Genomic DNA, 20,326 nt, shown 5'->3' with positions numbered 1-20,326 from the left:
GCTTTTCAAATAATGAGGTATTTTTAGTGTAGGACTATCCTAAGTGTTGTGGGAGTATCCTTTCTCAAGTTCTTCTTTACTTGTTGTTATTTCTATTGTGATATGATTTTTCACACTGGATTCATGTGCGATTTCTGCAATTTCTTCTTTTATTTCCCTAGCCTTGTCTATGTCTGAAGGGTCTATAAGAACCGTGACGATAAGGGCGTTTTCTTCCCCGTCCAGTGACCAAATGTGAAAATGTGAGAGGTCTTTTACAGCAGGAACATTTTTAATGGAGTCCGCCAAGCTCTTTACGTTTACATTTTCAGGCGAACCATTCAATAAAATTTTCATTGTGGTGAAAAATTCAGGAACGGTTTTGTAGAGGATATAAAGTGCAATCAAAATCGATAAGATAGGATCCAGACGATATGCCTCGGTAAAGTTCATTAGAATACTCACAATCAAGACTCCAATCCACCCTAATACGTCTTCCAGCATATGGAGGTTCAACATGCTCTCGTTTTTGGATGTGCCTTTGCTTAAAATCCACGCAGCATATCCATTCAATGCAATAGCTACGAGAGAAAGCCAGAACATGCCACTATAATTTACGGGTTGTGGGTCAAGCAAACGCGGCACACTACGATAGATCATAAAGAACGAGCCACTAATTAGCACAACGCCAGTTATCAGCGCGCCCAGTAAAGAAAATCGGTTATAGCCAAAGGTGAACCGTTCATCTTGTTTTTTCTCTGAATAACCTTGAAAAAACCAAGCGAATCCAATTGAAATAGAGTCCCCTAAATCATGAACTGCGTCAGACATAATAGACACACTATTGAAAAGAAACCCAAAGAAAAATTCACTTATGGAGAAAATAAAATTTATGAAGAAAGCAATTTTAATATTCTTTTTCGGTTGATTTTGATTCGAGTGATTATGGTCTTTATCTGATTTTGACATTTTAAAAACCTCCTAAGTTTGTATGCTACATAACTAATTGGTTTTATTTTTCTAATTCATTGACATGAGTTAAGACTTGTTCGAGAATACTAAAAACATGAAGGTCATCTAAACTGTAAAGCATACTTTTTCCTTCTCTTCTTGATTTTACTAAGCGTGCGTCTTTCAACGTTTTTAATTGATGAGAAATAGCGGACTGTTCCATGTCCAGAGAAATAGCGATATTTCCAACACTACACTCTTTTTTCTGTAAAAGAAAGAGAACCGACAATCGTGTAGGATCACTAATCACCTTAAATAGTTTGCTTATTGACAGAATAGATTCTTTATCGATTGGAGAAGTTGTTTTTATATCCATAGTGTTTTTATTCCTTTCATATGACCTTTCGTTCATATCTATATTACCATATGAGCGAAACAATGCTAATCTTTTGTTTATAAAAGAGAAGTTGCGTTCTCTTTATCTTGACAAAACGTATATAGCGATATAAAATGAGAATACAAACATATGATTATTTAGTCATATGTAAAGCAGATTCATTACGATTTACTTTTGGAATAGACGAAAGGATCCAGAAATAGCGGAAATTTTTGTGATTCAAGAAGTAAATGATGGAAACAAAGGACTTATAAATTATATAGGGAGGCAATAGAAATGGAAACTGTCCAAAAACAACAGTCTCAAGAAAAGCATAATCACAACCACGGTCACGATCATGATCATGGGAAAATGCCAGTCGTTTTGTACTTTGTTGGTTTAGCATTAGCAGTGATTGCTCTATTTTTGAATGAAGATTATCAGTTGCTACAAAATGTTTTGTTCTCAATCGCTACAATCAGCGCTGGGTATCATGTCATTGTTCTTGAAGGCCTTGGAGAAACAATTGAGAACTCAAAAAACCAAAAAAAGTTCATGCCTAATTCTCATGTTTTAATGGGATTAGCGGCAATCGGAGCTTCTTTAATGGGGAATTTTTGGGAAGGAACATTATTGATTCTTATTTTTTCTGGAGCACATTTTTTGGAAGATTATGCAGAAGGAAGAAGCAAACGAGAAATAACGAAATTACTCGAAATGAATCCAACGACTGCCCGGTTAATCCTACCTGATGGCAGTACAAAAAATGTAGATGTCAGTGAATTAAAAGTGGGAGATCAACTTCAAGTTTTGAATGGCGATCAAGTACCTATTGATGGCGTCATTTTGTCTGGATCTACATCCATTGATGAGTCGTCTATTAATGGAGAAAGTATCCCGAAAGAGAAATACAAAGGAGATGGCGTCTTCGGGAGTACAATTAATGGAACAGGTAGCTTCACGATGAAAGTCACCAAAGAAAACGAAGATACAGTATTTTCAAAAATTTTACAATTAGTGAACCAGAACCAAGATAACCAAACAAAAGCTGCGAGTATTATCCAAAAATTTGAACCCAAATACGTCACAGTTGTTTTAATTGCCATTCCGTTATTCATGTTATTGGCACCTTTTCTACTTGATTGGACATGGTCACAAAGTGTCTATAGAGGATTAGTCCTTTTAGTTGCAGCTTCACCGTGTGCTTTAGCAGCAGCTACTGTCTCGGCAACGCTATCGACGACTTCTAATTTAGCCAAAAAAGGAGTCCTTTCAAAAGGTAGTTCTTACCTGTCTCAATTAGCCGATATTAAAGCAATTGCATTTGATAAGACGGGCACCTTGACCAAAGGAAAACCTGAAGTAACCAATTATTATTTTGCTGATTCCGTGAACGAAGAAAACATGATTGATATCGTAGTAGCTCTTGAAAAAGAATCCAATCACCCTTTAGCAGATGCTATTCTAAGAAAGTTTGAGCAAAAAAACAAACTAACTATTGATGTAGAAAACCAGATTGGTAAAGGATTGACAGGAGATTACAAAGGGAGAAATTATCGTATAGGAAAACCGACTTCGTTTGATGATGTTTCAGATGAGTATAGTCGTTTAAATAATGAATGGGCTTCAGAAGGTAAGACAGTCGTGTACGTAGCAGTAGATGAAGAGGTTCTAGGCCTTATTGCCCTCATGGACATTCCAAGTGAACATGCAAAAGCAACCATTGAGTATTTCAGAAAACAAGGTATACACACCACATTAATTACTGGTGACTCAGAAATGACGGGAAAAGCGGTTGCTAAACAATTGGGAATAGATGAAGTGATTGCAAATGTCATGCCGGAAGACAAATCCAGAATAATAGACGAACAAAAAGAAAAATACGGTGTGACCGCCATGGTTGGAGACGGTGTAAATGATGCTCCTGCTCTTGTTAATGCAGATGTGGGAATCGCTATGGGAGATGGGACTGATGTGGCAGTAGAGGTATCTGATTTAGTTTTAATGCAAAACAATTTATCAAAATTGGTACAATCTCATAATATTTCTTCGAAAATGAACCGTGTTATTTGGCAGAATATTATTTTTTCAATGGCCGTTGTTGCTTTTTTAATTGTCGTTAGTTTCTTGGGCTTAACGGATATTGCCATCAGTGTCATTATTCATGAAGGAAGTACATTGGTTGTTATTTTGAATGGACTTCGATTGCTAAGGGCAGTCTAAAGAATGATTGCACACCTTCAAATTAATCGAGTAATAGAGATAATTAAGGATTACACTACATTTTTTATCTCTATTATTTATTTATATTTATCTAGATGTTCAAAGTCAAAATGATATGTCAACCATACTCTTGTGGCGTGACTTGAATACAAGACACATAAAATTGTATAAAAGCGTGTATCATGAACCCGTTAACCAAAGGGTTCATTTTAGCCTAATAAGTAATTTATTGAGTATAGTAAGCCCAACCTTTTCCAGTTGCATGTCCAGCTAAATAAAAGAAAGCTATGATGAGTAAGCCATAACAAATTATCTTTAAAATCTCTTTTATATTTTGATATTTTTTTAAATCATTTGTATCTTTTTTGATTTTTTTCATAAGATTGACATCCCCCTTTAACATATAATCTAAAGATAATTGATAAAAATCACTGATTTTAATTAATGTTGAAATATCAGGGAAACTTTTCCCGACTTCCCAACTTGACACTGTTTGTCGTGTGACATTCAAATGATCAGCAACATTCTGTTGAGTTAGATCAAGTTCTTTTCTTTTTTCTTTTAAAATCTCATTTAGCATTGTATTTATCTCCCAAATTTAGAATAATGTGTTTTGAAAAGGTCTCCTAGCAATTAAAAATTGCAAGCTCACATATCTTTAGCAAATCTCAATTGCAACGTTATTATATCAGTCTTTGCGACTTAATAAAAAAAAGGGTTTGTCATAATAAGACAAACCCTTTTTTTTATTTTAGGATACACTATTTTACATATATTCATGTATCAGAAACTTTGATTTAATAAGGTTATTTCTCACATTTATTCTTTAGTGTTTAATGAGTTATAGAGAGTATAGATCCATTAGTTTATCTACAGAATCCTGATTATGAGTACTCATGTCAACAAAATAAGGTGCTTGCCATTTTTGAGTGTTCAGTGCTTGTTTACCAGTGGGTGTATCCCAACTAGGATAGACTCGTATAGCCATTTTTCCTGTAGTGGAGGTAGTTCGAAGTATATTTTTTTTAACGAGAATGTCTTTTGGAAAAACAAATTGTCCAAATTCGTTATTATTTTTAAAAGTTGTAACAACTAATAGCTCAGGTGCTTCTTCAAATAAAAAGGGACGGTTTTTATTGTTGTTATCCTTTTCCCAAAAAGCAACAAACTGTCCTATTTTTGTTGGCGTAATTTTTGCGACTCTAAATCGAACCGTTTTAGAAGATAATCGAAACACACCTGCACCATATTCAGCATTTTGTTTTTCTTCTTGAATGGATTCTACTGTTATTTGTTTCGGTTCATAAATGGTTTGATTCATATATCGTAAAGCTTCTTGAAAATTATTCATTTTATCGCTCCTTAATAATTTATTTCGCCGATTGTAAAATTAAGCGAGACAAATAAAAAAATCATTTATGTTACACTCAAATTGTAATTCCGTCGAAAGAATACAGGGAGAGTGAACATAAATGACCTATACCCATCTTACACCAAATGAACTCGTAATTATAGAATGGACACTAAAAAAAGTGCCCTCTGGTGGCGACCCCTAAAATAAAATACTATTCAGAATAATAAACTACAAAAGTTATTTTCGGTTCTGAAAAAAAAGCCTCTGTAACATAACTTTTTATTTCTATAACTTTTTTGTCAGAAATAAACTCGTTTAACCGAGTTTCAATATTTTCAAAATCCTTTTGTTTTTTATCATAGTGTTTTTTCAAATTTTTTACTGTACTATCATTTTGCAAATCATCACTAAAAATTTTAACTTTCATTTTATTTCTCCTATCTATTTGTTAATATCCAAATCGATTTCTATGTTGTTATAAATACAGTAGAGAATAAGGAAAAAAGTATACGAGGAGAATAACAGACTATCTAGAGCTCGCCTCTCTTACTTTATATTCCGTTTGTATCTCGTTAATGTACTCTTACTAATTCCAGTCATTCTTTCAACTTCAGAATAGGAGTTTTTTTCTAACAAATTCATTGCTAATTGGATTTGTTCCTGTGTGAATTTTCTGGGTCTACCTTCGCGAAAACCTGGTTTTCGCTTCGCGATTTCTTTTCCTTCTTGAGTGCGTTCTACAATCAAATCTCTTTCAAAATCTGCAAAGGCGCTAAAAATGGTAAAAATCAATCTTCCTGTAGAAGTATTCTCTATAATTCCTAAATTAAGAACATTGATCCGGACTCCTTTTTCAAATAAAAATTTAATGATATTTAAAGCATCTTGAGTGCTTCGAGCAAATCGATCCAGCTTTGTTACAACCAATGTATCTCCCTCTGCTATTTCTTTAATCAGTTTCTGAAATTCCGGTCGATCACTTTTGGTACCAGTAATTTTTTCCGAATAAATCTTATCACAATTTTCTTCTTTTAATTGATTCAATTGTCCCTTCAGATCTTGCTGTCGAGTACTTACTCTTGCATAACCATACTTCATATTTTCACCTACTTTTCTCTCATGCTTTTGACTATTAGTTATGACACCTTTGTATGTATTGATTTTACTAGAATTAAAAACCATAGTCAATACTCTTGAGTACTGACTCTGATACACTGTTCCATCAAAATCAAGGTATCGTTTTTAATACGACAGAAAGCATAAAATTGTCGCCAAATAAACAATACGTCGACTTTATCTCTGTATAGCTTACTGAATCATTCTCGTTTACTACAGGGATAGCGCCCATTTCGAGCAGTGTATTAAATGTGTTCGTTAAGTCTTCTTTCTTTTCTGTGATATTGTTGAGTTTGCAATTTTTGAGATGTATGCACGAATGGTTAGTTGCGAGATCCTAGATGAGGAATAGAAGTTTGACTACTATCACAACCCTTGCTTTACTTTATTTAGTATTCTACGAGAATGGTAAAGAAGAATAGTATATAAATGAATCCAACGAATGATTCTAATTGGCATTTTCCAGTTGTATCAATAACACGTATTAACAAATTAGCAGTAGGGATGTAACCACTATGAAATCCCCCGATTAAGTGAATTCTCACCCAGAAAAAAATAGAAACTATAGAAATATGCAAAATCTCCTAGTGAAATCACTCTTCTCATGCGAAACGTCTTCAAAATAAACAATATCGGATATTCTTCTCCTCTTACATCTCCCCCATCATATAAGGTATAATAACCCCAGACAAATAGAGAAGAGGGTAATGGTGATGGGATTATTTGATGGATTACTAGGCAATGCAACAGAGGCGAATCATGAGGAAGTGAAGCAAGAATTGGCGAGTGTGCTGATGCCTGAAGAAAAAATTAACTTAGCGTTTAAGTTAGTTCGAGATTTGGTTGTCTTTACGGACTATCGCTTGATTGTAGTCGACAAACAAGGTTTTACAGGTAAAAAAGTCGATTACAAAACATTTCCGTATAAAAGCATCTCGCGTTTTAGTGTCGAGACGGCTGGTCATTTTGATTTGGATGCGGAATTAAAGATTTGGGTATCCGGTGCTGCGGAACCGGCACAATATTTACAATTTAAAAAAGATAAGAGTATTACCGAGATTCAACAAGCTTTGGCACTTGCGATTTTAAAATAAAATAAGCTGAGCAACTCTCGATTTGTACTAGTACGAGAGTTGTTCAGCTTTTTTTTATAACGGATTAGTCGACTAATGCAACGTCGTAAATGGTATAGTCACAGCGGTAAATAAACAAGTACTGGCCATCAATTAATAACCCGGTACTTTTTGGCACATCGGTTTTATATAGAGAAACGTTATTACCGGCATAAGTAGCCAGCGGTGTGCCGTTTTGACTACGGATAAGGATGACTTTTTCTTTCCCATCGAAGGATTGACGGAAATCGTTGACCATCGAATTAATGACGGGAATGCCGCGTTGCGTACTTTCGGCTTCGACTGTTTTTGCATATTCTTCAAAGACATTTTCTAACTGACTTTCTGCAATAATCATCGATGATCCTACGTGGTGAATTTCATTTGACCCAACTGAAATCTTAATAACCGAGGAATCCTTGCTTTCGGTATCGCTATCAAAGGTAGCATCGCGCTCGATCATCACCGAACGCCCCGTGATTTGATCAATCACTTGGCTATCTTCATCATATGTTTGGATTGTCATCTCTAATCCTTTAAAACTTTCTTCAAATCCTTTGAAATACAATCGAATATCTTGGCAGCCCGCTAAGCCGATGGTTACGGCAACTAAGACGGATGCGAAGATGATTTTTCGAGATATTTTTTTCATTAGAATCCTCCCCTTCTGTTGTTATTCTAGCACGAAATCCGTAAAGTATGACGGGACTTCAGACGGATATTGCGCATTTTTTTGAGAAATAATTTCGGCGTCTTAAGAATTTATTAAGCTACAAAACGTTGATTTATCAATAAATACAGAAGTTATCGCTTTCCTTCTAGCATCTCAATGAGTCAAAATTGACATTCTTTCAAAAAACGTGCTATACTTACAAAGGAATTTCGTTATTAACCTGTTAAGGGTACCTTTCGTGAAACAAATTGAGAAAGGAGAATGCCATATGACATTCTATAACAACAAATTGGAGTACCGCGTAACACTTGATACTGAATTAAACCTATTCATCGTCTTTGATAAACATGACGAAAATCATTTTGCTACCGGCCGCACCATTGAACAAGCAGTACAAGAATTATCAAAACAAGTATAAGGAGAGCGAGTCTTCCATGGACGAACATTCGAGTACAACAAAATAGCACCTACTGAAATCAAACAGTAGGTGCTATTTTTGTATTGTTTTTTTAATTTTTAGCCTCGAGATCAGACTTGTTTTTAGCAAGCGCTTGGTCAATTGGATATTTCCGAGCATTTTTAACTAACTTTTTGTTAATAAATTCTTCCACATCAAAGTTAAGATTATCGGCCATCATCAACGAATAAACGCTTCTTTTAATCATTCGCGCTTCGTCACGAAACTTGTTAATATCTTGAATAATTCTCTCCTTATTTAACTTATTTTTGTATCGATTGGTTTAGAAAGATCCAATTTTAATCGTTCTCTTTCTTGTTGAATAATATTTTTCACCATTGCAGTATCAGAAATATCGACAGATTGCACTGATTGATCTGAAATATAAGAATGTTTAGCAAAGTTATCAAAAACATTCTGCTTTGTATTTAACATATTCATCATCTGTTCATCAATACTCTTTTCGGTTAATAAACGATAAACAAAAACCGGTCTTGTTTGGCCCATGCGATGCGCTCTAGCAATTGCTTGGGTTTCCAACGAAGGTTTAATTTGTGGTTCACAAAAAACAATAATACTAGCAGATTGAATATTTAAACCAAAGCCGCCTGCCACAATTTGAGATAATAAAACCGTCCCAGCAGGTGCCTTCTCAAAATCGTCTAAGATTTCTTGCCGCTGTTTAGAACTCACACTTCCCGTAATTGGTAAAAGTGTCTGCTCTCCTAGAAAATCAGAGAGTTGTGAAATAACGTTTCGGAAAAAAGAAAAGACAATGATTTTTTCGCCACTTTCTTTTGCGCCCTCACAAATTTCTATTAAGCGTTCTAATTTAGGAGACTTTTCTGGACTGCCACCTAACCAAGCACACCTTCTCATCCGCATAAATTTCCCATCTTCAACTGCCTGTTCATAAGCAATACGTTCTTCTGGACCAAACGTTTCCCATTCTTCATTTTGCGTCAGTGGTGGTAATTCACTTAGCACGTCCTCTTTTTTCCTTCTTAGATAAACCGGCGCAATCGCTTCTCGGTATTTTCCAGGCGATACAAAATAATCTTTACTTTGAATATCCTCTGATATTTTCGGTTGTAGCGTTTTAATTAAAGCAGTCATTTCATCAACGTTATTTTCAATCGCAGTCCCGGTCATGTACATGACATAGGGTGTTTTATCCGCCCACTTATGAACAACAATGGAACGTTTGGCCGATGGATTTTTTACGTAATGAGCTTCATCGACAACTAAACCCGAGAGCTCAAAACCATCAGCGATTGGTAAACGTTGTAGCGTTTCAAAGGTCGTCACTCCAACTCCCTCATTTTGAATCCAAGTTCTGGTCTCTGCATTTCTTGACGAGCCGTGCAGACGATAAACAGGCAAATCGCTATGTTTTTCAATTTCTCGCTCCCAATTTATGATAATACTCGCTGGACAAACAACTAAAAAATGCGTTTTTCCACGAGCATATAAATCAGCCATAACGCCAATCGATTCAATTGTCTTTCCTAGACCCATCTCATCTCCAATGAGCACCTTCTTTTGAACAAGCGTGTATTTGACAGCAAATGTTTGCCAACCACGTAAAGAAGCTTTTAATTTAGAATAATTAATCTCTTGCTTATTAATTTTTTCTAGAATTTCTTTCGCAATTCCCGAATCGCTGGTAACCTGCGACTTCTTAATTCCACCAAACTTTTCAACTAACGCATAAAAACTAGCCGCATTTGATTGAAACCATTCCTTGATTTCATTATCATGTAGTTCTCCTAAGGCAATTTTTGCCATTCTAATTTCATCTGTTAATACGGGAATTTTCTCTGACATTACTTCTATTGAGTGTTGAATCGCACTAAAATTCTCGCTATTTTTCGACTCAAAATAGCACCATAACAATTCTAAATTCTTTTCAGCATTTTGATATCGAAGAGGAATACGTTTCATTCCTTCCTTAAATTCAAATAACTGGTTAAAGATCGTCTGATTTTCAGTTACCGTATGAATGACTTGAATCAGTTTTTTCTGATCTTGCGAGAGATTGGTGATATCGATTTTAAAAACTGGATTCTCATAAACTTTGATTTTAAAAGCGTCGTAGGCATTTTGTATTAATTGACTCTTTTTAGGCCCAATTCCATCAATCCGTTCAAAACGACCGGAATATCGACTCAGTTCTTTCAAATTTAAAAAGTTGGCGGTTAAGACCTTGCCAGGTAATCCCGGATAAGCAAGCACAAAATCATCAATCGAAAAATGATTGAATTGATTGTCCATGTCATTTTTCATAATCTGACTGCTTAATCTTTGAATATCATGAACAAGTAAATCATATGTTTTTGAAATGGGCTCAAGCTTGTGATTCAAATCAACCACTTGATCAAGTGACTTTGCCAGTGATTGCATATTCGGTAATTTTTCTGGCGCAATGACCGTGACACCTAGTATTTCCTGGTAGATCTCTTGAACCTCATCAAAATGATTTTCAAGCCAGTGATTAACACTTGTCGTGTCCACCTTCACATCAAAGGAGGTTTCATTTATTCTCTCAGATAATTTCTCATCACGGATTTTCTGATTGATTTCAATTAAATTGTAGACTGATTCTATATAGACAGCTTTTTTTGAAGAACTTAAAAAACTTGAACGAATCTTACCCAATGCGCGATTGGGTATCCGCTGTTCTAAATATTTAAATGTCGCAACTTCTTCCAACAACTGCTTACATGCCTCTTGATTCAAGTGGAGCCAATAAGCTTGTTGGATATTTTCGAGTAATTCGGAACTTTCCTCTACTCGAAAAAAATTAAATATTCCAGCTCGATACGGTACGCGATAAGAATTTGTTTGTTTTTCCGGAGTTACTCCAAACGCTTCAGGAATATCATAATCAAACTGATTTAATTGATTGACTAGGCTTTTCATTGTAACAAGAAAATCATTTTTCACATTATCAAAATGATTCTTGTAATCCCTAGCATCTTTTTTAAATTGATGATACTTAGTTAATTCAAGATTCACTGCGACCTTATCAGGGAAATGAGAGCGATTAATCATAGTAACCCTCCTAACTTATTTATTTTTATGATTTCAAAACCATTTCTTATAAAATGTTTATTCGTCGGATTACCACCTATCAGTTTACTCGTGTCAATTCCTTGGCCTGTAGCAAGATGAACAGTTTAAATACATCGAACTATCTGACATAAAACAATTACACCTGTATTTCTTTATCTAGACTACTCAACGTTTTCCCTTCAACGGTCTTCCAATCAGTTTTCCCATTTGTATTCATTCCTAAAATAAAAGAAGCGGCATATGAAGGACTTTTGAAAAGTACTTCCTCTTGTAAGATACCATTCTCGTTGATGTCCGCTTTTTGTCGCATCATTTTTATACTAGCTGGAATCGCAATTGAATCAATCACTTCAACTTGACTCCCTCTTAACACAACAAATCCTTCGGCCGTTTGCTTACACTGAGCTTCAATTAATTGGTTACTCTTACGGCTCTTTCTTTTCAAGAATAGTAATAGTTCATCCGGTGCCTTTTCAGGTTCCTCTACAGCTCGACTAGAGGGTAATAACGGTTCAAAAAGATTATATCCGAGCGTTCCGATTATAATTTTTGCATAATCAATAAACTCTTCAAGTTCACTTTCTTTTTCTTCAGTTACATTTCCAGGTGTTGGTTCCATGTTATTTTTTACTTGTAAACGATTATTTTTACAAGCTAATGCATAAAATCGATTTTCCAAGTAGCTTATCTCTGTTGGACCAAAAGAGTTATTGGCTGTTGTAAAAATTACAGCCTCGGTCCAATAATCTTTCTCTGAAGATCTCTTATGTTCGGCTATTCGGTTTAATACACCTTCATTATTCTTTCTAGCCCCCGCTTGCCCAATATAAACAATATCTTCATCCGATTCTTCTGCTTTCCCAAACAAAAAATAAACACCAGTCTGAGATAGCAATTTTATATCTTTTGATTGTTCTACTCTTGTACGAGGGATTTTATACGCTACTCCTGTCCAGTTTGCGAGTGTACATTTGATCCGCCCTTTTGGTTCGCCATCAATTAAAAAAACTTGAATGGTCTTTCCTCTTTTAGCCAATGTCCCACCTCTACTCATTATCTTTCTCTCAATGGTAAAATATTTTCTTTCATCATCTCATCTAAATTATTTCGAACTTCTTTCCAATAGCGTAATTTAGAAACGGGTTGTTCCGTATTTTCACGGTAATTCTGATAATCTGAAGTATTTTTTAATTCACTTTCACCGCTTTGCTTATCTTTCTGTAAATTATAGTTAGCGACAACATATGCCAGTGTTTCCTCTTCTACAAACCATTGATTCGAAAATGATGCGACCTTTTCCCGCTCTGCTTCATCTGATAATTGTTCCATCAGCATAGATACATTTTGGTCACGGTATTTTTCGGGATTAAGATGAATATCATCCCATAACGATTTCATTAACGTTGCCAGTATTAAATTATCCTTGGATAGATTTTCAATATAACGATTGACCTCGGTTGCTGCCTTTTCATTTTCTCTTGCAATCAATTCATATTCATCATCACCACTTGGAATGAAGGCTTGGATTAACATCAAAATATATTCATAATTGATTTTTTCTGTTTTGATTGACTCTAATTCATATGCGATATTAATATCAAAATCTGGTCCTGGACCCGGGTATGGATCAGGTCTAATAGCAATTAATGCATTTTTATATTTTCCATGGTAATGTTCAATTTCTTTCTTATCAAAAGCAAATACATCCCCTATCATTGAATCTTCATATTCCCCATAAACTTGAACATTAGAAAAAGTACGGTCAAATTGTTGAAATGCATTGATTTACTTCTCCCTGTTTTATTTCAAATATAGATTACCCACGAATCTCCGCTTCATCAGAAACCTGCTTAAATTTAATATCTGTATCAACTGCTTTAAAGTGTTTCTCACCAGCCAGAATCTTAGCCCGTTCATGAGGACGTAACTGTTCAAAGCTTGTATCACCTTTCGTTTCAACGATGAAGTATAGGTGTTGCTCATCATCTTCTTCATACAGCAATGCCCAGTCTGGATTGTAAGGCCCAAGCGGTGTGCGAATCTTGAACCAATCTAGCGGCTTAATGTAGAACTTAACATTGTCATCCATTTCAGCCTTACGAGCAAAATCCTTTTCAATGCTCGAATCAGTTACAACATAGTCATAAACAGTCTTTTGTTTACTTTCATCAACTTTAACCGAATTCCCTTTTTCACCGAGGTAAGCATTCAAGGTTTCAGTGCTAAACAGCGTCTGTTCATATTCATCATTTGTACGAGTATATTCAATACCATTCACAATCAATTGATTCTTGATTGCGTTGATAATCTTCGCAGCCTGATTCATATATGACAATGGATTGTTCTTAAAACTATCCAGATTGTTGACTGACTGCAAAATTGCGACGATTGTCTTGCGAGTCAAACTTGTTTCATTTTGCAAGAAAGTAATGATATCTGGCAATTTGTATGTACCACTCGTTGTTGCACGAACACTGCTTTCGCTAGATTCATCAGCCTTCACACCGGCTTGACTCATCTCAACCATCCCCTTCTTGTAAAGGTAGGTCCCCTTGCGAGTCTGGATGGAATCAACTCCGTCAAATGATTCATTTCCTTTTGCAGCAAATTCGATTAATTTGTTTGAATCAAAATGAATCTTATAAGTCGTCTTGTATTTGATTTTGTTCCAAAGTTCTAAAAAGTCATCTGCTAAGGCTTCTTTTACAACCTTGACTTCGACTTTATCCTTGGCATCTTTGATATCAAGACTCTTAACTTTAGATTTAGCAACAACCAAGATCTGTGGCACAACATCAATAAATTCTTCCGGTACTTCAATTTCCTGATCAGTAATCGCTTGTTTCAACTTATCGGTTGCTCGCCCGGATGAATTAATAAATTCTTCCTGTTTGAGGTAGTTGAACAATTGCTCAGATTTTTCTTTACCAAGAATTTCCATTTCTTCCGTAACTTCATCGTAATGCGTAATAATCGTCGCAAAGCTATCTTTATTAAATACACCAAAGATAACACCATCTTCTTCGTATTCTTTTTGAAGACCTTCAGCAAAATCCTTATAACTTTCATTTGCCATAACAGTCAGCGTGTTAACAGCAAATCCAGGGACACGTTCACCATCTTTACTCCCTGACTCTTTACATAATCCATTTCTTAGCCTGTTACACTTGAGGCAAAAAAACGTTGAACATGTTCATTGCCATTATCAATTTTTTTAGACAATCACCGATCAATCATCCTCATAAAAAAACGCAGTTGACTTCAATGCCTTGAGTCTGATACATCGCATTTAATATTTTTCCAATATTCTCTTGCGCAATTTCAATGAATTCTTCTTTGCCAAGAATTTCTTCTTCTATATTTTCCATTACTTTTTTCTGGATGTTTAATCCCTTCATGTTATCATCTTGAATCCAGACAGAGTTTTTGGCTACGTAGTACTCAAAATCCAAACTATAATCGGAATCTTTCATTAATAATTTCACACCTGGTGCTGGCATCGTAATTTCTAATATTTTATTCTCTTCGTCGTAGGTATTAGTCGCGTGTGTAAGATCATAAAAAATTTGAGCTTTAAAGTGAAACACATACAACGATCGTTCTTTTCCGACGGTCAATCCAAATACTCGATGACTCTCTTCTTCATTTAAAATCTTATCGTAATAAATACTGGCGACGTCCAGTTCCCCAATTTTTTCGACATTATAGCTTCCAGCTGAAGTCGTGATTTTTGATTTGGCATCAACAAAATAAAGTGTGCCAAAAAATATCACTCCTGCAAATACCACGAGTCCGACTATCGACAGAATCAATTTTGTCTTCTTTTTCATATTCTTTTTCACATCCGCTCCTCCTTTTCTTTAACCCCTATTATTCTTAAGGTAATTTTAACATATCCGACCTTAAATGACATCGGTCTTCTCAAATTCTTCCTAACCAAAAAAGAAGCAACCCAAAGGCGCTTCTTCGTATAGACTATTCTTTTGTCGCTTGTCCTGTCACATAATCAATCGTATAGCCTTCTTGGACGTTATACAAAAAGACGTTGAAGGAAATGTCGTTGTCTTCGATGCTCTGGGCTTCCATTTGGACACCACGCGCGACGAGTTCATTGTCTTTGAAATACGGCGTGATGCGATAACGGACGTGATGATTGGTTGTTTTGAGATAGGCCGCGACTTCTTGTTCGTATTTTTTCATCAGCACTTGGTTCATGTACTGGGTACCGGTCATGAGATTTTGCCAGTTATCGTTTTCCCCGGTGAATTGGTAGCCGATGAGGTGTGAGCGATTGTAGAGCATCTCGCCGGAAGTCATTTTCTTTTGTTTCCAACCAGTCGGATAGACGTTCGAAATATTGCCACGTTCCTCGGTCGGCATAAAATCACGATGCAGCATGGCATTAGCTTGACCAACACGGTTTAAGGTGTCTAGATTCGTAAAGGTTTGCCAGTAGCCATCTTCTAATGACAATTCGGCTTGGGTAAACGTTGGTTGATTGTCGTTAATGAATAGGACTGCATTTTCCCCATCAAATGGTGGGACGTTTGACAGTTCTTCCGTTAAGATTGATTGGCCTGGTGTTTCTTGAAAGATATCCCCAATCGTTTCTAAACGATCTGGATCAAATTTACTAAGATCGATTTGGCCGGCTGTTGCGGTAAAAATGAGTAAGGCAACGAGACCAAATAAGAATCCTTTATTTTTTTTACTGAGTTTATTCTTTTTCATTTAAATTATTCTACTTTCTATATTTGCGTTCAGGCGTTCAAAAAAGAAAAAGCCACCCCTCGTAGCGCCTATCTGATGCCTCGCTTGAAAAATCGACTTTCCTTTTGCTTCAAACCAAAACGTTGAGGCAAAGCAAAAGGATCGCGACTCTTAGCGTTTCACAAGATAGGAGCTTGAACGATGGATAGCCCCTTAATGATTTAGACGGGTTGCTTAAAAGAATTCACCGTATACGTCATCGACTGTTTGTTTAGGATCGATTACGATATAAAGGCTCTTCGTTTTTTCACTGACACGAGTAGATTGGTATTCATTGTCTAATCCTTCAGTTGTTTTATCTTTGTATGGGAAGTAAACCAAATCAGGTGTTCCTGTTTGATAAATGATTTCCATGCGTTCGATATCTTCATATTTTAACGCACGTGAAAACATTCCTAGCTCTAAGCCGCCAAGGTTGATATCGTGTGTTTTAACATGATCGCCTTCTGCATAAATTTCAATTTTGAATCCTTCACAAGGATGAATTTCAACGAATTCGCTTCCTTTGATTCGTCCGAAGCTTGTTGTGATTTGTTTGATCCATAAATCACCAATGTAACGACGGTCAATTGTCCATGTTTCGCCATTACGGAATAAAATTTTTAAAGCTTTCATTTCTCTTGCCATATTGAACGCTCCTCACTGATTTTGTTTATTAAATGTTTACATCTCTAGTTTAACATAACAATCTTTAAGCGTAAACTCGATAACCGTTTAATTCTTTTTTCACAAAGAAACAAGGTGTGACTGGGTCTCTTGCAAGAATTCTAAGAGGGCCGCTTGTTCGTTTACGACCTCCTGATTAATAACAGCTGTTTCGCATGCGAGTAACGCTTCTTTCAACCAGATGCCGCCTTTTTTGTTGAAGGTTTCCATCAAAATCGTGCCATTCACAGCCAAATCGGTTAAGGCTTTGATTGGTAATGCTTCATACGCGGCGATGAAGTGCAGTGCTTGATTTTCCAAGCCATAATACGGCAAAAGACTTTCCACAATCGCAATCGTTTCGACTTGTAATTCGTACAATAACACGTGCGTATAAGCTTGCGTTTTGCGCCACTGGAGTCCTTTAAACGCTTGTTGGACACTGCGGATGAGCTGATTAGAACATTTCCAGCCTTTTAAGAAAGAACGAATGGCGTCTGATGGTAAGCCTAATTGGTCAATCAATAAGGTCCACGCTTGAATCTCATTTGTTAACGGTATGCTTGGCAGTTCCGCAAAGCGTTGTAACCCTGCTTTGTGCTCGGCTAATCCGGGACAATAGTGGTAACAATTTGTTTCAACGAGCATTTCGACCCCTAGACGACGATTTTTTCCTAAGAGTAATTTTACGAACTCGACGGTGATTCGTTCCACCGAAATCTTAGCCAGTAATGCATGATTTTCGATAATCGAGGCTTTCGTCTTTTCTTCTAACGTAAATCCTAGTTGACTGACAAAACGTAAGCCACGGATCATCCGCAACGCATCTTCATGGAAGCGTTCGTAAGGATTTCCGACTGCTCGTAAAACCTGATTGTCTAAATCGTTTAGCCCACCAAATAAATCAACGATGGCACCATCTTCTTTTAAAGCAAAGGCATTGATCGTAAAATCACGGCGCTGCAAATCTTCTTCTAAGGAGCGCACGAACGCAACCTGATCGGGTCTGCGAAAATCTTGATACGTCGATTCTGTTCGAAACGTCGTGATTTCATAACTTTCGTCGCCGTCTAAGACTAGTACCGTCCCGTGTTCAATCCCGATATCAATCGTCCGAGGGAAAATTTGTTTAATCTCAGCTGGAAAGGCACTCGTCGCAATATCCACGTCATGAATGGGTTGACCAAGGAGCACATCCCGCACACTTCCGCCAACGAAGTATCCTTCAAATCCCGCTTCTTCGATTTTTTTAAGCAGAGGAAGTGCTTTTTGATATTCTAATGGTAATTGAGTTAATTTCAAATTGTCACTCCTCATCTTTCGTGCGGCCATCGATTCGTTCAAAACGGTAGTGATCGCGACGCTGAAATTTTGTCATATTTTGTTCAAAGACCGACGTTAAATCAATCTCTAAGGCATTGGCCATAATGATTGTATTAATCAAGACATCCCCTAATTCTTCCGCGACACTATTGGGCGCTTCTGTCGCTTTTTTTTGTTTTTCGCCGTACGTATGGTTGACCTCGCGCGCCAACTCCCCGACTTCTTCGGTGATACGAGCCATTAAGGCTAAGGGCGAAAAATACCCGGCTTTAAATTGTTGGATATAATCGTCGACTTCTTGTTGCATCGCAGCCAACGTTTGTTGTTCTTCTTGCACTTTCCTCACCTCATTTTCTATAGTATCAAAAGAAGCCTCCCTTGCCTAGAAAAAGTCGATTGCTTAAGCCATTTTCAGCAAAAAGAAAAAGCAACCGTCATTAGGTCGCTTCTTCTTTTTGCCGTAGTAACTCTTTGACTTTCTTCGTTAAGTAATTAAATTGGAGTTGATCGGCTTTTTCAAGTGACTCGTCGATTTTTTGATACAGCCCTTGAAGCTCGTTCTCGATTTCCATTTGATGGAAGAAGCGATCGACACGTTCCACAACCGTTGGATCCATGGAATCATTCCATTTGTGGTACGGATTGTCTTCTAAAACGGCTAAGTATAATTCGTTATTCCACGATTCGGGGAAGATACACTCTAAGTAGAGTGGTTTTTGCCAGTTAAAGCGAATTTCATGAAAAATTTGATCACTATCTTGGTATTGTCGCTCGCCTAAAAATAAGGTAATCGATTGGTCAGAAACGGAAGAACTCTTGATTGAGATTCCACGAGGCGTACTTTGTGCTGATTCCACAAAATGCACTTGTTTTAAAATCGTCTCGTGTAAGACTAAATAATTTAAAATCCAGGACACTTCACGACGGGTAAAAAACTCATGGGTAATCAACCACGTTAAAAAACGCTTTTTATCTTGAATATCGATTGCCATCCTTAACGCCTACCTTTCTAGTAAGTCTTCTAAAATGGAGAGAGCTTCTAAATCTCCTGGTTCAAATTGAAGATACGTGGTTAAAATTGTTTTGGCTTCGCGTAAACGGCCTTCTTCTCGTAAGAACAAGCCATATTCTTTTAAGAATTCCGCGTCTTCACTTAATAAATCACTCGCTTCGTCGTAGTATTTTGCAGCAAGGTGATAATCTTCTAAATGATAATGGGCTTGTGCTAAGTTCCATAACGCATACGGATGATCCGGATTTTCTAAGCCTTCAATCACTTCGATTGCTTCTTCGTACATTTCTTCATTCAGATACAAGTTACTTAAGATCAGTCGTGTTTCATCTTCTTTTTCACCGGTTTCAAGTGCGTCAATTAAGAAACGTTCCGCTTTCTCACTATCATGCAGGCGGTAACTATTTTCAGAGGCAAAGTGATAAAATTCCACTTGATAAGGATTTTGGGCAATTCCTGCTTCAATCACTTCTTGCGCTTCTTCAATGCGTTCTTCTTTTTGCAACGCTTCGGCTAAGTATAAATAAACACCTTGGTATTGTGGATCAAGTTGACGAATCGTTTCGAGTAACGGAATTGCTTTTTCATTTTCGTCGATTTGCAAATAGACGAATGCTAGTTGGAATAAAGAATCCGGTGTCTCTTTTTCTTGAATGGCCGACTCTAAATACGGAATGGCTGCTTCAAACTGCCCTTGCATACTCAGTAACGTGCCGATGCGTTCAATCATTGAAATACCGAGTACTTCTGGAATTTTCGCATCGAGTAACGCTTGATAATAGCCGTGCGCTTCGCCATATTGTTGGTTTGAAAAATACAATTCTGCAAAGGCAAAATCAATCATCGGCTCGTCAGGAAGAAGGGTCTTCGCTTCTTGTAATTTTGCTTCACTGACTTCAGGAATCCCTAAGATTTGATACAAATCCGCGGTTACCAGTAGCGACTGCGGATAATAAGGGTTGTCTTTGTCAATTTTTTCTAACTGTTCAAAAGCTTCTTCGATTTCGTTGTTTTCAATCGCGATTTCCGCTAACGGGATCAAGAAAGCCGCCGCTTCTTCGGGTAATCGTTTGATTAACGTCTCGTAGACACTGGTTGCTTCTTCCAAAAAGCCAATCGAGAGTAAGACTTCCCCAAGCTCAATCAGCGTCTCAGAATCATCTGTTTTGATTGCTTCGTTCAATTCAATTTGCGCTTGAACCAAATCTTCGTTTTGGATAGCGGCCATCATTTGTTCACTGTGTGTCATCGTTCATAGCT

General features: G+C 36.7%; 22 protein-coding genes. 3 read left to right on the top strand and 19 right to left on the bottom strand.

From position 1 onward, the window contains the following. Positions 1-39 precede the first annotated feature (39 nt). The gene (locus tag IGI68_RS09050) at positions 40-948 is read right to left on the bottom strand and encodes a cation diffusion facilitator family transporter (RefSeq protein ID WP_438732355.1); all 909 of its coding nucleotides are present in this window, start codon (positions 946-948) and stop codon (positions 40-42) included. 43 nt (positions 949-991) lie between these two features. Further along, positions 992-1,306 (bottom strand): ArsR/SmtB family transcription factor, encoded by a 315-nt coding sequence (locus tag IGI68_RS09045; protein ID WP_034536054.1) that lies wholly within the window; start codon positions 1,304-1,306, stop codon positions 992-994. A gap of 297 nt (positions 1,307-1,603) precedes the next feature. On the opposite strand from IGI68_RS09045, the gene IGI68_RS09040 reads away from it, so the two are divergent. Further along, positions 1,604-3,529, top strand: coding sequence for a heavy metal translocating P-type ATPase (locus tag IGI68_RS09040; protein ID WP_438732352.1), 1,926 nt, complete (start codon positions 1,604-1,606; stop codon positions 3,527-3,529). A gap of 226 nt (positions 3,530-3,755) precedes the next feature. Here the strand turns inward: IGI68_RS09040 and IGI68_RS09035 are convergent, their stop codons facing one another. The 4 genes from IGI68_RS09035 to IGI68_RS09020 form a co-directional block, all read right to left on the bottom strand. Next, positions 3,756-4,109: a helix-turn-helix transcriptional regulator gene (locus tag IGI68_RS09035; RefSeq protein WP_438732350.1), complete on the bottom strand. Its 354-nt coding sequence runs from the start codon at positions 4,107-4,109 to the stop codon at positions 3,756-3,758. Between the two features lie 261 nt (positions 4,110-4,370). Next, complete coding sequence (locus IGI68_RS09030) at positions 4,371-4,880, bottom strand: MepB family protein (protein ID WP_175613886.1); 510 nt, start codon at positions 4,878-4,880, stop codon at positions 4,371-4,373. Between the two features lie 214 nt (positions 4,881-5,094). Beyond that, the gene (locus IGI68_RS09025; RefSeq protein ID WP_175613887.1) at positions 5,095-5,310 is read right to left on the bottom strand and encodes a hypothetical protein; all 216 of its coding nucleotides are present in this window, start codon (positions 5,308-5,310) and stop codon (positions 5,095-5,097) included. 119 nt (positions 5,311-5,429) lie between these two features. After that, complete coding sequence (locus IGI68_RS09020; protein WP_138471334.1) at positions 5,430-5,981, bottom strand: recombinase family protein; 552 nt, start codon at positions 5,979-5,981, stop codon at positions 5,430-5,432. Between the two features lie 731 nt (positions 5,982-6,712). On the opposite strand from IGI68_RS09020, the gene IGI68_RS09015 reads away from it, so the two are divergent. Then, positions 6,713-7,093, top strand: coding sequence for a PH domain-containing protein (locus tag IGI68_RS09015; RefSeq protein ID WP_373757517.1), 381 nt, complete (start codon positions 6,713-6,715; stop codon positions 7,091-7,093). A 64-nt stretch (positions 7,094-7,157) separates the two neighbouring features. On the opposite strand, the gene IGI68_RS09010 is transcribed toward IGI68_RS09015, so the two are convergent. Further along, complete coding sequence (locus IGI68_RS09010; RefSeq protein ID WP_438732347.1) at positions 7,158-7,763, bottom strand: DUF5052 family protein; 606 nt, start codon at positions 7,761-7,763, stop codon at positions 7,158-7,160. A 289-nt stretch (positions 7,764-8,052) separates the two neighbouring features. On the opposite strand from IGI68_RS09010, the gene IGI68_RS09005 reads away from it, so the two are divergent. Next, a complete protein-coding gene (locus IGI68_RS09005) occupies positions 8,053-8,202 on the top strand; it encodes a hypothetical protein (protein ID WP_169818068.1) in 150 nt (49 codons plus the stop codon). Between the two features lie 91 nt (positions 8,203-8,293). On the opposite strand, the gene IGI68_RS09000 is transcribed toward IGI68_RS09005, so the two are convergent. The 12 genes from IGI68_RS09000 to IGI68_RS08945 form a co-directional block, all read right to left on the bottom strand. Beyond that, positions 8,294-8,449: a MazG-like family protein gene (locus IGI68_RS09000; RefSeq protein WP_379952626.1), complete on the bottom strand. Its 156-nt coding sequence runs from the start codon at positions 8,447-8,449 to the stop codon at positions 8,294-8,296. 50 nt (positions 8,450-8,499) lie between these two features. After that, positions 8,500-11,295 (bottom strand): DEAD/DEAH box helicase, encoded by a 2,796-nt coding sequence (locus IGI68_RS08995; RefSeq protein ID WP_438732344.1) that lies wholly within the window; start codon positions 11,293-11,295, stop codon positions 8,500-8,502. Between the two features lie 157 nt (positions 11,296-11,452). Next, positions 11,453-12,370, bottom strand: a complete 918-nt coding sequence (locus tag IGI68_RS08990; protein ID WP_438732342.1) for a GIY-YIG nuclease family protein — start codon at positions 12,368-12,370, stop codon at positions 11,453-11,455. Then, positions 12,370-13,101 carry a type I restriction endonuclease subunit R, EcoR124 family gene (locus IGI68_RS08985; protein ID WP_084131074.1) on the bottom strand — a complete coding sequence of 244 codons (732 nt, stop codon included), beginning with the start codon at positions 13,099-13,101 and terminating at the stop codon, positions 12,370-12,372. The genes IGI68_RS08990 and IGI68_RS08985 overlap by 1 nt, the downstream gene beginning before the upstream one ends. A gap of 31 nt (positions 13,102-13,132) precedes the next feature. Further along, the gene (locus IGI68_RS08980) at positions 13,133-14,392 is read right to left on the bottom strand and encodes a hypothetical protein (protein WP_438732340.1); all 1,260 of its coding nucleotides are present in this window, start codon (positions 14,390-14,392) and stop codon (positions 13,133-13,135) included. Positions 14,393-14,555: 163 nt separating this feature from the next. Then, positions 14,556-15,158, bottom strand: a complete 603-nt coding sequence (locus IGI68_RS08975) for a DUF4230 domain-containing protein (RefSeq protein ID WP_438732338.1) — start codon at positions 15,156-15,158, stop codon at positions 14,556-14,558. Between the two features lie 133 nt (positions 15,159-15,291). Then, a complete protein-coding gene (locus IGI68_RS08970; protein ID WP_438732336.1) occupies positions 15,292-16,047 on the bottom strand; it encodes a DNA/RNA non-specific endonuclease in 756 nt (251 codons plus the stop codon). Between the two features lie 213 nt (positions 16,048-16,260). Then, on the bottom strand, positions 16,261-16,713 hold the full coding sequence (locus tag IGI68_RS08965) for a hypothetical protein (protein ID WP_071873626.1): 453 nt from the start codon (positions 16,711-16,713) through the stop codon (positions 16,261-16,263). Positions 16,714-16,812: 99 nt separating this feature from the next. Next, on the bottom strand, positions 16,813-18,033 hold the full coding sequence (locus IGI68_RS08960) for a CCA tRNA nucleotidyltransferase (protein ID WP_438732334.1): 1,221 nt from the start codon (positions 18,031-18,033) through the stop codon (positions 16,813-16,815). Positions 18,034-18,037: 4 nt separating this feature from the next. Further along, a complete protein-coding gene (locus IGI68_RS08955) occupies positions 18,038-18,361 on the bottom strand; it encodes a nucleotide pyrophosphohydrolase (RefSeq protein WP_071873867.1) in 324 nt (107 codons plus the stop codon). Between the two features lie 130 nt (positions 18,362-18,491). Beyond that, the gene (locus IGI68_RS08950; RefSeq protein ID WP_438732332.1) at positions 18,492-19,046 is read right to left on the bottom strand and encodes a YpiB family protein; all 555 of its coding nucleotides are present in this window, start codon (positions 19,044-19,046) and stop codon (positions 18,492-18,494) included. A gap of 9 nt (positions 19,047-19,055) precedes the next feature. Then, the gene (locus tag IGI68_RS08945; RefSeq protein ID WP_438732330.1) at positions 19,056-20,315 is read right to left on the bottom strand and encodes a tetratricopeptide repeat protein; all 1,260 of its coding nucleotides are present in this window, start codon (positions 20,313-20,315) and stop codon (positions 19,056-19,058) included. Positions 20,316-20,326 lie beyond the last annotated feature (11 nt).

It is taken from the genome of Enterococcus sp. DIV1314a (genome assembly GCF_051713805.1).
In the GTDB taxonomy this organism is placed as follows: domain Bacteria; phylum Bacillota; class Bacilli; order Lactobacillales; family Enterococcaceae; genus Enterococcus_I; species Enterococcus_I aquimarinus.
The sequence above is the reverse complement of the archived record's forward strand: the minus strand, read 5'-3'. Positions and strand labels throughout refer to the sequence as shown.

Coding starts and splice junctions, on each gene's coding strand:
- IGI68_RS09045 (WP_034536054.1), bottom strand. CDS start 1,306: ATGGATATAAAAACAACTTCTCCAATCGATAAAGAATCTATTCTGTCA.
- IGI68_RS09020 (WP_138471334.1), bottom strand. CDS start 5,981: ATGAAGTATGGTTATGCAAGAGTAAGTACTCGACAGCAAGATCTGAAG.
- IGI68_RS09015 (WP_373757517.1), top strand. CDS start 6,713: ATGGGATTATTTGATGGATTACTAGGCAATGCAACAGAGGCGAATCAT.
- IGI68_RS09050 (WP_438732355.1), bottom strand. CDS start 948: ATGTCAAAATCAGATAAAGACCATAATCACTCGAATCAAAATCAACCG.
- IGI68_RS08945 (WP_438732330.1), bottom strand. CDS start 20,315: ATGACACACAGTGAACAAATGATGGCCGCTATCCAAAACGAAGATTTG.
- IGI68_RS09010 (WP_438732347.1), bottom strand. CDS start 7,763: ATGAAAAAAATATCTCGAAAAATCATCTTCGCATCCGTCTTAGTTGCC.
- IGI68_RS09040 (WP_438732352.1), top strand. CDS start 1,604: ATGGAAACTGTCCAAAAACAACAGTCTCAAGAAAAGCATAATCACAAC.
- IGI68_RS08995 (WP_438732344.1), bottom strand. CDS start 11,295: ATGATTAATCGCTCTCATTTCCCTGATAAGGTCGCAGTGAATCTTGAA.
- IGI68_RS08990 (WP_438732342.1), bottom strand. CDS start 12,370: ATGAGTAGAGGTGGGACATTGGCTAAAAGAGGAAAGACCATTCAAGTT.
- IGI68_RS09035 (WP_438732350.1), bottom strand. CDS start 4,109: ATGCTAAATGAGATTTTAAAAGAAAAAAGAAAAGAACTTGATCTAACT.
- IGI68_RS09000 (WP_379952626.1), bottom strand. CDS start 8,449: ATGATTAAAAGAAGCGTTTATTCGTTGATGATGGCCGATAATCTTAAC.
- IGI68_RS09030 (WP_175613886.1), bottom strand. CDS start 4,880: ATGAATAATTTTCAAGAAGCTTTACGATATATGAATCAAACCATTTAT.
- IGI68_RS09025 (WP_175613887.1), bottom strand. CDS start 5,310: ATGAAAGTTAAAATTTTTAGTGATGATTTGCAAAATGATAGTACAGTA.
- IGI68_RS08970 (WP_438732336.1), bottom strand. CDS start 16,047: ATGAAAAAGAATAAACTCAGTAAAAAAAATAAAGGATTCTTATTTGGT.
- IGI68_RS08950 (WP_438732332.1), bottom strand. CDS start 19,046: ATGGCAATCGATATTCAAGATAAAAAGCGTTTTTTAACGTGGTTGATT.
- IGI68_RS08965 (WP_071873626.1), bottom strand. CDS start 16,713: ATGGCAAGAGAAATGAAAGCTTTAAAAATTTTATTCCGTAATGGCGAA.
- IGI68_RS09005 (WP_169818068.1), top strand. CDS start 8,053: ATGACATTCTATAACAACAAATTGGAGTACCGCGTAACACTTGATACT.
- IGI68_RS08980 (WP_438732340.1), bottom strand. CDS start 14,392: ATGGCAAATGAAAGTTATAAGGATTTTGCTGAAGGTCTTCAAAAAGAA.
- IGI68_RS08955 (WP_071873867.1), bottom strand. CDS start 18,361: ATGCAACAAGAAGTCGACGATTATATCCAACAATTTAAAGCCGGGTAT.